Raw genomic sequence first — 12,343 nt, forward strand, 5'->3', positions numbered from 1 at the left:
AGGGTGATTATATGGATTTAAAACAACTAAAATATTTTTTAACTATTGCTGAAGAAAGGCAGATTACAGCAGCTGCAAAAAAACTACATATAGCTCAGCCTCCCCTAAGTTATCAGTTAAATCTTTTAGAACAAGAACTAGGCGTAACTTTAGTAAAACGTGGCCCTAGAAACATAGAATTAACTGACGCTGGTAGACTCCTCTACAAACGTGCAGAACAATTACTTGATATTGCTGCCATAACTAAACGTGAGGTTGAGAACTGTGGAAAAGGACTATCTGGTGTGTTATCTATAGGCGCTATATCTTCATCAGGAGGTATAATCCCTAATTTTAATATGCTTGAATTTACTGAACATTATCCAGATGTCCGCTTTGAAATATATGAGGGAAATACTTTTTCTGTTATAGAAATGCTAGAAAAACGTATTATTGAGCTTGGAATAATACGAACTCCCTTTAAACATAACATGCTAGAGTGCCGTTATGCTTCATTGGAGCCTATGGTTGCTGTTATGAAGGAGAAATTCATATGTGGAGAAGCTCAAAATGTTATAACTATTGAAGAACTTAAAGACAAGCCTCTAATAATCTACAGAAGATTTGAAGAACTTATTTATGATGTTTTTAAAGAGTTTGAAATAAAACCCTTTATCTGCTGCAAAAATGATGATGCAAGAACTACACTAAATTGGGCTAAAGAAGGGTTTGGTATAGGAATAGTTCCAAGATCAGCTCTTTTAACTATGGATTGTTCCGAACTTATAGTTAAAGATATACTTCACGATAAAATGCATACAAGAATTGCAGTTACTTGGCTAAAAAACTCCTCCTTATCTCCACTTGCAGAAAGGTTTATTGAATTATTTCAGGAGTGATTTATATATAATGATTATATATCTAATTGTGTTTTCATATAAATTGTGTATATGAAGTTTATATTCTTGGTGAAAGTTTTAATGTAGGATTAAATATAGCAAAAAAATTATAGGTGGGGTTATCCACCTATAATTCTTAATATGAGAAAATTACGAATCAATAGTCATAATTAATTAATTATGATAATACAATGCCTTTTTCTATTTTATTTCCTTTTAAAAATTCTTTTACCTCAAGAGGTTTTCCTCCTGGAAGCTGTAATATTTCTATAATTAGAATACCGTTATCGGTGGCGACTGTAATACCTTCATTATTTGCATCCATGATATAACCAGGTGGTTTAGTAATACTTGCCTCTACTGATTTAGATTTAAAGATTTTAAATGGAATATCTTTATAATAAGTATAGGCAGTTGGCCATGAGTTTATATTTTTATGTGGCCAAGAACTCAACCCTCTTATTAAATTATGTATGTTAATACTGCTGTCATTCCAATTAATCTTTGCCATTTGCTTGTTTAACATCTGTACATAAGAGCCTCCATCACGCTGTTGTTTTATCCCACAAATTTTACCTGTGATGATTCCATCTATTGTTTCCCCTAACAGTTCAGCACCGTCTATTTTTAATAATTCGTACAATTCTCCTGCTGTCATAGATTCAGATATGTCAAACTCACTTCTCATAAGCATGTCACCAGTATCTATACCCGTATCCATTAGTATAGTTGTATTTCCAGTTCTTATTTCCCCTTTTATCAAACTCCAATTTATTGGTGATGATCCCCTATACTTTGGGAGAAGAGATGCATGTAGATTAATACATCCGAGTCTTGGTATATCAATTATCTGCTGAGTTATGATTTGCCCATATGCTACAACAATAATAAAATCAGGTTTTATTTCTCTTAATTTATCAATAACTACAGCGTCTGTTTTTATTTTATCGGGTTGAAAAATTGGAATTCCATTCGATAGCCCCACCTCTTTGACTGGTGAAATTGCTACCTTTTTTCCTCTTCCACTTGGTTTATCAGGTTGTGTTACAATCGCACTTACATTATATTTCTCTATCATCTTCTTCAATGAAGGAACTGCAAAATCAGGAGTTCCCATAAAAACTATTTTCATTATTGATACCTCCAATTGTAGTAATACCCATTTTATTATACCATAATTTTCAAAACATTAAGCCAAGTGATTTCCTATACTTTAAATTTCAAAAAAGCATTATAGGTAGGGTTATCCACCTATAATGCTTTTTATGAGAAAGATTATCCTTAGCTATATTAATTCAAAAAGCAAAAACATTGTAATTAATAATGAAATACGTTTTACCAAGCTATAATTTTTTACTTCCATCTTTGTTAAAGATCTTTCTTAAATGTACCTCTCCAGCAAGTATAATTGCTGATGTTCCTAAAATTACAAGTATTATTTTTATTGATTCAACTAATTTAGGCAAAGTAAACTGAATAATAACTCCAATTAATGCTAAAATTATTCCTCCTACTATAAATGCATTGCTTCCATACTTTTGGGCTTCTGCCCATGTGTCCTTATTTCGCATCGATAACCTTGAACGCCAACCATAAATACTATTGATGTTTTTGGGTGGAAATAATTTAAAAAACACGCCCCCCAATAATGCAAATAGCAAACCAATCTCTATTAATATCATTTGGCACCCCCATTTAAACTCCTATATTCATACTATTTTATTATTCTTTCTTCAGTAATTTTAACCTTTTCAATAAATGGCTGTAAATCAACTATCGCCTCTTTGCTAAGCCCTTTTGCTTTAAATATTATCTCACCTGATATATCAACACTCCCCTCTTTTAATATAGTTCTATTAACATCTAAAGTTACGTTTTCATCAGAGACTAAACTTGCAAACCTTTCTGATAATATTGGAGTCATAGGTTGAAGATAAATTTATGTTACTTTATTTGTACAAATTATAATTTATCAAATTACTTCTAACAATTAATTTAGCGACTTAATCTCAATAAAATTTTTGTTATTAATATCATTATCATGTTTACGGTTTATAAAAATTGGCGTAAATCCAAAATTTTCAGCCCCTAGAACATCGGCTTCAAAGTTATCTCCAATGAAATAAACTTGTTTCATTTCTATTTTAGTCTCATACTTTTTAATATCATCAAATACAATTTTAAATAAATCTTTATGCGGTTTCCTTATCTTATAGTCAGCACTAAAATGTATATTAACAAAATATTTTTCTAAATCATACTGATTAATGAATTTTCTCATCACATTCTTTTTAAATATGGAGTTACTCAATAAATAAACTGGAATTCCTAATAACTTAAGTTGCTCTAAAGTATAAATTGTGTCATTAAACAATTCAGTAGTATTTATTTCAAGTGCACAATTAAATAAAATTTCTTCTAATGGATAATTAACCTTAAAACCATATTTGTTTTTAAAATCTAAAAGTTCATCTTCAAATGCTACTTCTGAATTATCCTCGTTTCTTTTATCATAAAGTTCTTTCCAATATGTAGCTGCATAATCTAGCAATCCAACTTTATCAGTATCCTTTGATAAGATATTTTCATGTAGATAAGATAAACCCGAATTAAAATCAAATTTAATGTCATGAAGCAATGTCTCAAATAAATCAAAGACAATGACTTTAACTTTTGTCATAATCCCCCTCCACAAATCACTATTTATAATTACTTAATTCTTAAATTAGATTTTATAGCGGTTTTTGAGCAAGATATAATGGAATAGTATCTTTAATAATAATTTTATTGCCAAAATCCATAATTGCCTTTCTTACTGCCGCATAAAATTTAGACTTATATGGCTCTTGTAAAGTTATATGTTCGCAATGTGTACTAATATATGAAATATATTCATCAGCATTAAGTGTCCTTACCTTATTCCATTCTTTATATTTATAATTAACAAATCCATAATTCACAACATTGCTATATTGCATTTTACGATTATATTTCTGCTTAACAGAAAAATGTTCTTTATAAACCTCATCTATTCTATTGTATAGCTCTTCATTTTCACTTTTCTCATCCGAACGGGTCATAAACATTGCAAGAATGCCACCAGGTTTTAGAATATTGTAGACTTTTGAGAATGCTATTTCTTCAGGTATCCATTGAATTGTAGCTGCTGAATATATTAAATCAAATGTTTGCTTTCCAAAGTCGTATGTTTCAAAATCAGCATTTACAATATCAAAATTACTATAAGTCCCATATCTGCTTTTCATAAATTCTGTGAAGTTCTCCCCGAGTTCAATAGCCTTATAACTACAGCCAGTTTTTAAAATAGGCTCTGTTGCTTGTCCTGTCCCTGGGCCAATTTCAAGTACATCTTTTCTTAAGTTCAAATTAGCAACAGCTATAATTTCTGAGAATAGTTCATCACAATATCGTGGTCTATATTTATCAAATGTTTCTGGTATTCGGTCAAATGTATTTCTAAAATCCATTTTTTCTCCATCCCCTAAATTACTATTTTCCTCTATAATTTCTTCCTATTAATTGTTCATTAACCCTTAGTAGGTTATTTCTTATTATACCATAATTTACCTCATAATATTATAAGGGAACTTCTAAATGAAGCTCCCTTAATCTATATAAAACCAAACTATCTTTAAATTTTCCCATTACTAACGTTTTGTGTCTATTCTATAATAGAAGTACACCTATCCCCGTCTATATATAAATCAACCTGAAAAGTTTTAAAAATTAACACACAATACCTTTCACTTCCACTACGTTCCAATCTTTTTATATAATCATTAGGTAGACTTTTTTTCTTTATATACTCACTTTCATGAATCTCCATATTTCCCTTAAGTAAAACCATATCATCTTCTGTATGAACTTCTATACAGCATTTATTACTTATATTTAGTAGTTTTGCTTTATTGGAATCTTTCTTAGTAATAAAAATAACCTTATCTAAGTTTACTGAAACTACCTTCTCCATTGGGTAAATTTTAGGATAACCATCTTCGTCTACCATTGATAATGCAAGTGTATTACTTTTGTTTAATAAGTTAACTGCTTTTTCATACATTTCTCTTTCTACCACTATTCTTCCCCCCATCTCTTAAACCCATCAACCTCAATATCAAATTTATCTAAAATCTTAGCTATTATATGATGATTCATATCTTTTATACTTTCTGGTTTATTATAATAAGTAACCATTGGTGGAATTATGTAGGCTCCTAATTCTGATAAGGTCAGCATATTTCTTAGGTGTATTGTGCTAAGTGGGGTTTCTCTAGCTGCTAATATAAGTTTTCTTTTTTCTTTTATTGTTACGTCTGCCGCTCTAAGAAGTAGATTATCTGAATATCCTGATGCAACTCCAGCAAGAGTTTTCATGCTGCATGGAAGTATTATCATTCCTTCTGTTTTAAAAGTTCCGCTTGCTATGCTTGCTCCAATATCTTTTATTGAATATACCTTGTCTGCAAGTGCCCCTACTTCTCCAACCTTATATGTAGTTTCTTGTAATATGGTTTCTTCTGCTCCTCTTGATATAACAAGATGGCTTTCCCATTCTGGATTTTCTTTTAAAATCTTTAAAAGTTCTATACCAAGTATTGCACCACTAGCTCCACTCATTCCTACTACTAATCTTTTTTTTCTATTATCCATTGTTTTCATCCTTACTGAATCATTTTTATCAATTGTTTTGTTAGTTCTTTTAATAAATCTATAGTAACATGTATCTCTTCTTTTGTAATGTTATCAATATGAATTCCACAGGTTATAACTACATTTTTGTTAAGCTTTGAACAAAGTTCATGGGCCACATATCTTGCTGCTTCATCATCCTTATGGCCTGTCATATTAAGTACTGAAGTTGTTGAACTTATTACATTTTCATCTTCAAAACTTTTTCTTGGTACACTTAAGGTTACACAACCTATGTGAGGTCTATCACCACCTGATATGATTACACATAAATCTTCTCCTATTTCTATGGCTTTTAGATTTAGTTTTACCCTTCCTTTTTCAATATTTAATTCTTTCATATAATAAGTTCATCCTTTCCTAGTTCACAAATAATTTCTGAATAATTTATTTGAACTATGCAATATTAATGATTATGGAGGTGATTTTATAATGAAAATATCTAGAAATCTCATTTGTTTTGTAATTTCTTTATTTATATTTATTCAAGTTCCATATTCAAAAGCAAAATCTGAAGTTTTAAATGATTTATCAAGTATTAAAGATGATTCTGATTTAAGTAATAATACTATCCGCTCACTAATATATCCTTATATCACTGATTCTATAAATAAATATTATGGAGGAAATGGACCTCAATTTGAATTATCTAAGGCTAAATTATCAATAACCCAACCAGACCCTGAAATATTCACATTTATAATCACTGCTCAAGTTATTACTTTTGTTGGGCCTCATAATCCCCCATATGGAATAGAAACAGTAACAATAGAAACTAGCCCACTAGGAACTAAGGTTATAGATTTTAAACATGAAGAAGAAAAGCTTCCTACTGGTTAAACTTCGTATATTATTTAAATCTCAACCCTAAAACACTTCCAATTATCATCTATCATAATTAACTTGATGGACCCTCCATGTTTCTCTACTATCTTCTTACATATACTAAGTCCAAGCCCATTTCCATTTTTACTTGTTCTTGATTCATCACCAGATACAAAGGGATCAAATATCTTATCAATTATTTCATGTTTGATGGGCCCACCATTATCATGTACCTCAAAAATAGTTTTCTTATTTTCTTGTTTTATAACTAACTTAACTGATGTACCTTCCTTGTTATGCTTTATAACATTTACTAATAAGTTTACTACTACTCTTCTCATTTCAAGCTTATCAATTACACATGTTATATCATTTTTATCTGTTATTATATCAAAGTTCATATTGCATTTCTCAAAATCATTAAAGTACTCAGCAGCTATTTCTAATATAAACTCTTTAAAGTCTACTTTTTCTAAGTTTAATTTATATTCTTCATTGGACATCTTAGTATAAATCATAAGTAGATCTATAAGTTCACTCATATTATCAGCTTTTCTAAAAATGGTATTTAGATATTCTTCTTGTTTTTCATGGCTGTCTATCAAATTATCAAGAAGGGCCCTAGTGTAACCTTTTATTGTTGTTATAGGAGTTCTTAAATCATGAGCTATGCTGCTAAATAGTTGTTGTCTTTCTTTTTCAAGGTTTTCTCTTTCTTTTTTAACTTTTTCTAATTCATAAACCATGAAATTAAAGGCTTCTTCAATTTCTTTATACTCATATTCACCATTAAGGGTTAATCTACTTGAATAATCTCCTGATGTTATTTTCTCTAACCCATCAACTAGGTCCTTGTTAGGTTTTGCTACATGTTTTTGTATACTTTTACTGTAACTAATAAGGCCCATCAAAAACACAACAGCTACTCCAAAGAGAAAAATCAAAGTTAATTTTAGTATATCATATTTTGATTCCCCTCCTGGGTTCATGATTGTATACTTTATTCTTAGTTTCTCAACTGGAATTTTAACAAGGCAAGTATAATCTTTTCCATCATTTTCAAATGCTGAAGCTGAAGCATAATATTCCTCTTTATCTTTTTTAAAACTTATCTCTATTACCCCAGCTATTTTATAGGGCTGATTTTCTGTTACCCTATTTATGGATGATAATTTTAATAACTCTCCTTGTGTGTAGTGATGAACCTCTTCTTGCACCCTTCCTTTTCTGTATATCACATCATTATTATCATCTAATATTTCTATCCATCCATCTAGGTTTTCTAATGAACTAGTATCAATATTTTCATAATCTACTTTCACTAACTTTTCTGCACTAATTCCATCTAAAAGATTATCTATAGAGTTTTTACTAAGTAGACTTATAAGTGCATATAAAATCAAAACTCCTAATAAGAGCCAAAAGGAGAATATAAAGTATTTTTTAATTACAAACTGACTTATTGTTTTCTTTTTCATACTTAAGGAAGCATCTTATACCCTAAACCTCTTATAGTTTTAATATATGCTTCTCCCTCTCTTTCTCCTAGTTTTTCTCTTATTTTGCTTATATAAACCATGATGTTGTTATCATCTACAATGTAGTAATCCTCCCAGGCAGCTTCATATATCTGCTTTTTAGTGAAAACTCTACCTGGGTTTTCCATAAATAGTTTTAGTATTTTAAACTCTATAGAAGTTAATTCAATGAGCTTATCTTTTTTAAAAAGAATACACTGTGAGGTATCAAGAGTTAAATCTCTGACATTTAAAGTTTTATAGGTTTCGCCAGAACCTAAATTATAATATCTTCTTATATTAGCCTGCACCCTAGCCACTACTTCTAAAGGATCAAAGGGCTTAGTTATATAATCATCTGCACCTATTCCAAGGCCCAACACTTTGTCTGAACTTTCTCCTTTAGCTGATAAAATCATTATAGGCATATTGCTTTTATTTCTTATTTTCTTTATTAACTCATATCCATTTATGCGAGGCATCATTATATCTATAATTGCTAAATCTATCTTTTCTTTTTCAATAGTATCCCATGCTTCATGTCCATCTTTAGATGTATACACCTTAAAGCCATCCTTTTCTAGATATAAACTTAAAAAGTCCATTATCTCTTTTTCATCATCTGCAAGTAATACACTGTACATCAAATTTATCACCTCTTGTCAAATCTAACCTATTAATATGATATCATTGTACAGCTATTAAATCATCTTATATCAACTTTTTTAAATCTCATTATTCCTAAAAAGACTACACAAGCTATCAGCAAAAATGAACCTAAAAATCCTTTAATAAATAAGGTATTAGTAAAGTCATTAAACAAGAAATCAAGCCTTTCACTGAAAAATGAAGTGTATTTCATGAACTTTAAATTTTCTAATCCAGAAAGATATTTACCTACATACATCACTACTAAGGTAATGATAAAAGTCATAAACATGTTCATATTCACTCCTATTACATAGGTTATAGTAACTAAAAATATAGATGTTATAACTGTGCTTAAAAGAGAAAATATCAAAGCTTTTTCTGACATTGTCCCAAGAAAAGTTCCTGTGCCTAAGTCAGAACTTGATATAAACATATAATAACCAGCTGTTGAAACTATGAAAAGCAAACCTATTGATATAACTATCATAGTAATCATTGAAAGTAGTTTTCCAAAAATGATTTTTTCTCTTTTTCCAACTCTTAAAGCCATCATCTTAATCTGTCCTTCATGAACCTCTCCTGAAAACTGAAATGATGATAACAAGATAATAAGGATTCCTATAATACCAAGGCCAGATAAGAAACTCCAAATCACTCCAAAGAAGTCTAAACATGAATATGCAGTTACTAAAGCTTCTTCACTTGTTATCTTAACTGCCCCACTTTTATAGCCAAGTATTATAAGAAGAGCTAACAAAGAAGGAATAACTAAAATCAAACTGTTTTTTCTCTTAAACATCTTATACATTTCCATTTTATATACTTCAAATATTCTCATAACTTCCACCTACCTTATTAAATCTAATAATGATATATTATTGTTTTTGATATTTTCATAGCTGTCATCATAGTTTATATATCCATCTTTTAAAACTATGATATCCTCTGCTAAATCTTCAACCTCATCTAACTGATGACTTGAAAAGATAATTGATGTTTTCTTTTCTTTTATGATGTTTTTCAGAAAATCCTTCATGTCACATATTCCAGCAGGATCTAATCCAACAAAAGGTTCATCTAAAATCAAAAGTTCTGGTTCAGCTATAAAAGCCTGAGCTAAGGCAAGTCTTTGCTTCATTCCAAAGGAAAAGTTCTTAACCTTCTTGTTTTTATCTTTAGATAAATCAACAAGAGCTAAAAGTTCTTCTATCTTATTTTTGATATTTTTCATGGAGTAATCCTTGGTTATCATCATAGAAAGTTTTAAATTATCATAGGCAGTTAAGTCTCCAAAAAAGCTTACATCAACTAAAGAGCCTATTTTCTTTTTTACCCCCTCATCTTCATGGTTAATTTGATGGTTCATAAATACTATCTCACCCTCATATAGAGCATTTAGGCCCAAGATGCATTTAAGTAATGTTGTTTTACCTGCTCCATTTCTTCCAAGAAGGCCCATTATACTTCCTTTTTTCATTTCAAAACTGATATCTTTTAATACTTCTGTTTCCTTGTACCCTTTTCTTAAATGTTTAACTTCTAAAATAATATCTTTCATAAACATCCACCTTTCTCATTTCATACCTCAATGATAATTTCTAAAGCTTTCCTAGAAACATGAATAACCTTAACCTAACCTTAAAATGACATTTCAATTTAGAATTTGTATTATTTAGAGGTTTAAAATTGATAGATTTTTCTATTTGTAACAGTATATATAATAGAAGGGGGAGTTAATTTTATGGAAAATGTTAAAGAAAGATATTATCAAGTAGATGTAATGAGGTTTGTTTGTGCAATTTTGGTTATATCAATTCACACCTCAGCCTTATATTCCTTTGGAGATGTTCCAGGAAAGGTTTTAAGTTTAGGAATCGCAAGAATAGCTGTGCCTTTTTTCTTCATAGCTTCTGGTTACTTCTTTTATGAGAGGTTTAATAATGAAGGATATTTAAAAGCTTACATTATAAGAATATTAAAGTATTATTTAATTTCTACAGTTGTTTATACCGTGATTTTATTTACCTTTATAAAAAGCAGAAACTCAAACATTTGGGACTTAGTTAAAAATCTTTTATTTAATGGAGTGTCTCCAAGTCTTTGGTTTTTCCCTGCATTGATATTTTCAATAAGTGTTTTGTACTTATTTTTAAAGAAAAACTGGATTAAACCTTTAGTAATAGTAAGTTTAGTTTTATATGCACTAGGTCTTATAGGTGATTCATATTATGGATTAGTGGTAGGAACTCCTTTAGAAAAGCTAGTAGAAATGTATTCATCTGTTTTTGTTAATACAAGAAATGGTCTTTGTTTTGGATTACCTTTTTTAACTCTAGGAGTTTTAATAAGCAAATATGATATGAAAAACAAACTCAAACATCTTAAAGTATTAACATTAGTTTTTGCTGTGATATTTGCTTCTGAGGCCTATGTACTTATATCAAACAACATATCAAGAGATAACAACATGTACATTTCTCTTATGTTTTTAGTTTCTTGTATATTTTTGTTATCTTTAAGGTCTAAGAAAGTACTATCTGATAGAAAAGCTAAGTTATTAAGAGACATGAGCCTTTGGATATATTGTCTTCATGAACTTCTTCAATTCCTTGTTTATGGACTTTTACCTAAGATTTCCTCTAACTCTTTTTTAGTTTTTCTCATGGTAACCTTAGTTGTTGTACCACTTTCTTATTTTATAGTTAGAAAAAAAGCTCCACTCTACACCTTAAATAAGAAAAAAGAAATTAGATTAATGGTTGGTTTGTTGGTTGTTGCATTAATCATAGGACTTGTATCATCAAAAGGCCCATCAACAGCAACAAGTTCCAATGGAATAAGTCCATCAATAGATTTAAAACTTGATGAAAGTGCACCGTCATCAAATATAGTTGGGCCCATGTGGAAAATATCATCTGGTAGTACTACCCTTTACTTGTATGGTTCTTTAGATGTTGGTGATAAAAACCTATACCCATTATCACCTAAGGTTGAAGAAGCTTTTAAATCTTCTGAAGCTTTAGCACTTGAAGTAGAACTTGATAAAATTGATGGGCCTAAAATCAATAGTCAACTTCTCTATGAAAAAGGAGATAATGTTGAAAATCATGTTTCTTCTGATGCAATTGATATTTATAAAGAAAAAGTCGCTTACTTTAAAGCAGATTATGATAAGGTTAAACAATACAAAGCTTCATATTTAGCACAAAACTGTATTTCTGTATATTTAGCTCAAGCTAAGGTTGACCAAGCTTATATTCCTGATATCTATTTCTTATATAGTGCTAGAAAAACTGATAAACCTGTCGTTTCAATTGGAGATGTTTATAATCTTTATGATGATTTAGCAAATCCTCCAGATGAAGTAGGCGATGCATCACTTAAACTACTTAAATACTATAATGAGGATTCTACTAAAAAGAGCTTAGATCGTTTAGAATCTTGGAAAAAAAGTGATTTAGAGGCTATAGAGAAGTCTTATGATGAGCAGTATATAGTTCCAGAGTCAGAAAAAGAAAACTTTACTAAACTTAACACCTTAGTAAAAAACTATGACCAATCTTTATATTCAAAACTTAAATCAGAGTACTCATCTAAAATAGATGGCTATATTAAAGAAAATAAAAATTACTTTATAGTCTTATCTACAAACTATCTTCAAGGAGACGATAGTATATTAAAGCAGTTAGAACAAAAAGGTTATCACCTAGAAAAGATAAACTAAAAGTAAACAGCCCCTGTCTTTTTACAGGGGCTGTTTAT

The 12,343-nt window shown here is 29.7% G+C and carries 15 protein-coding genes; 3 read left to right on the plus strand and 12 right to left on the minus strand.

Annotated elements, in window-relative coordinates; translation table 11 throughout:
- The first annotated feature begins 11 nt into the window (after window positions 1-11).
- Entirely contained in the window at window positions 12-878 is an 867-nt protein-coding gene (locus BUA92_RS04700; RefSeq protein WP_073017253.1) for a LysR family transcriptional regulator, read from the plus strand.
- A 178-nt stretch (window positions 879-1,056) separates the two neighbouring features.
- Here the strand turns inward: BUA92_RS04700 and fmt are convergent, their stop codons facing one another.
- From fmt to lpdD, 8 genes are all read right to left on the minus strand, one after another.
- Window positions 1,057-2,010, minus strand: coding sequence for a methionyl-tRNA formyltransferase (gene fmt / locus BUA92_RS04705; RefSeq protein ID WP_073017256.1), 954 nt, complete (start codon window positions 2,008-2,010; stop codon window positions 1,057-1,059).
- 211 nt (window positions 2,011-2,221) lie between these two features.
- Window positions 2,222-2,560 (minus strand): SdpI family protein, encoded by a 339-nt coding sequence (locus BUA92_RS04710; RefSeq protein ID WP_083553406.1) that lies wholly within the window; start codon window positions 2,558-2,560, stop codon window positions 2,222-2,224.
- Window positions 2,561-2,592: 32 nt separating this feature from the next.
- The gene (locus tag BUA92_RS04715) at window positions 2,593-2,802 is read right to left on the minus strand and encodes a hypothetical protein (protein ID WP_073017258.1); all 210 of its coding nucleotides are present in this window, start codon (window positions 2,800-2,802) and stop codon (window positions 2,593-2,595) included.
- Window positions 2,803-2,868: 66 nt separating this feature from the next.
- Window positions 2,869-3,558, minus strand: coding sequence for an HAD family hydrolase (locus tag BUA92_RS04720; protein WP_073017259.1), 690 nt, complete (start codon window positions 3,556-3,558; stop codon window positions 2,869-2,871).
- 52 nt (window positions 3,559-3,610) lie between these two features.
- A complete protein-coding gene (locus BUA92_RS04725; RefSeq protein ID WP_073017260.1) occupies window positions 3,611-4,366 on the minus strand; it encodes a class I SAM-dependent methyltransferase in 756 nt (251 codons plus the stop codon).
- 194 nt (window positions 4,367-4,560) lie between these two features.
- Window positions 4,561-4,974 (minus strand): pyridoxamine 5'-phosphate oxidase family protein, encoded by a 414-nt coding sequence (locus tag BUA92_RS04730; RefSeq protein WP_073017261.1) that lies wholly within the window; start codon window positions 4,972-4,974, stop codon window positions 4,561-4,563.
- Window positions 4,974-5,549, minus strand: a complete 576-nt coding sequence (locus BUA92_RS04735) for a UbiX family flavin prenyltransferase (RefSeq protein ID WP_083553408.1) — start codon at window positions 5,547-5,549, stop codon at window positions 4,974-4,976. The genes BUA92_RS04730 and BUA92_RS04735 overlap by 1 nt, the downstream gene beginning before the upstream one ends.
- Before the next feature lie 11 nt (window positions 5,550-5,560).
- Window positions 5,561-5,929: a prenylated flavin chaperone LpdD gene (gene lpdD, locus BUA92_RS04740; RefSeq protein WP_073017263.1), complete on the minus strand. Its 369-nt coding sequence runs from the start codon at window positions 5,927-5,929 to the stop codon at window positions 5,561-5,563.
- A 91-nt stretch (window positions 5,930-6,020) separates the two neighbouring features.
- Here lpdD and BUA92_RS04745 point away from each other — a divergent pair, with 91 nt between their 5' ends.
- Window positions 6,021-6,428 carry a DUF3888 domain-containing protein gene (locus BUA92_RS04745; RefSeq protein WP_073017264.1) on the plus strand — a complete coding sequence of 136 codons (408 nt, stop codon included), beginning with the start codon at window positions 6,021-6,023 and terminating at the stop codon, window positions 6,426-6,428.
- 14 nt (window positions 6,429-6,442) lie between these two features.
- Here the strand turns inward: BUA92_RS04745 and BUA92_RS04750 are convergent, their stop codons facing one another.
- The 4 genes from BUA92_RS04750 to BUA92_RS04765 form a co-directional block, all read right to left on the minus strand.
- Window positions 6,443-7,891 carry a HAMP domain-containing sensor histidine kinase gene (locus BUA92_RS04750; RefSeq protein ID WP_073017265.1) on the minus strand — a complete coding sequence of 483 codons (1,449 nt, stop codon included), beginning with the start codon at window positions 7,889-7,891 and terminating at the stop codon, window positions 6,443-6,445.
- Window positions 7,892-7,893: 2 nt separating this feature from the next.
- Complete coding sequence (locus BUA92_RS04755; RefSeq protein ID WP_073017266.1) at window positions 7,894-8,574, minus strand: response regulator transcription factor; 681 nt, start codon at window positions 8,572-8,574, stop codon at window positions 7,894-7,896.
- Between the two features lie 62 nt (window positions 8,575-8,636).
- Window positions 8,637-9,419 carry a hypothetical protein gene (locus tag BUA92_RS04760; protein ID WP_073017269.1) on the minus strand — a complete coding sequence of 261 codons (783 nt, stop codon included), beginning with the start codon at window positions 9,417-9,419 and terminating at the stop codon, window positions 8,637-8,639.
- 9 nt (window positions 9,420-9,428) lie between these two features.
- Window positions 9,429-10,139, minus strand: coding sequence for an ABC transporter ATP-binding protein (locus BUA92_RS04765; RefSeq protein WP_073017271.1), 711 nt, complete (start codon window positions 10,137-10,139; stop codon window positions 9,429-9,431).
- Between the two features lie 183 nt (window positions 10,140-10,322).
- On the opposite strand from BUA92_RS04765, the gene BUA92_RS04770 reads away from it, so the two are divergent.
- On the plus strand, window positions 10,323-12,305 hold the full coding sequence (locus BUA92_RS04770) for an acyltransferase family protein (RefSeq protein WP_073017274.1): 1,983 nt from the start codon (window positions 10,323-10,325) through the stop codon (window positions 12,303-12,305).
- Window positions 12,306-12,343 lie beyond the last annotated feature (38 nt).

It is taken from the genome of Clostridium intestinale DSM 6191 (assembly GCF_900130055.1).
Lineage (GTDB): Bacteria > Bacillota > Clostridia > Clostridiales > Clostridiaceae > Clostridium_T > Clostridium_T intestinale.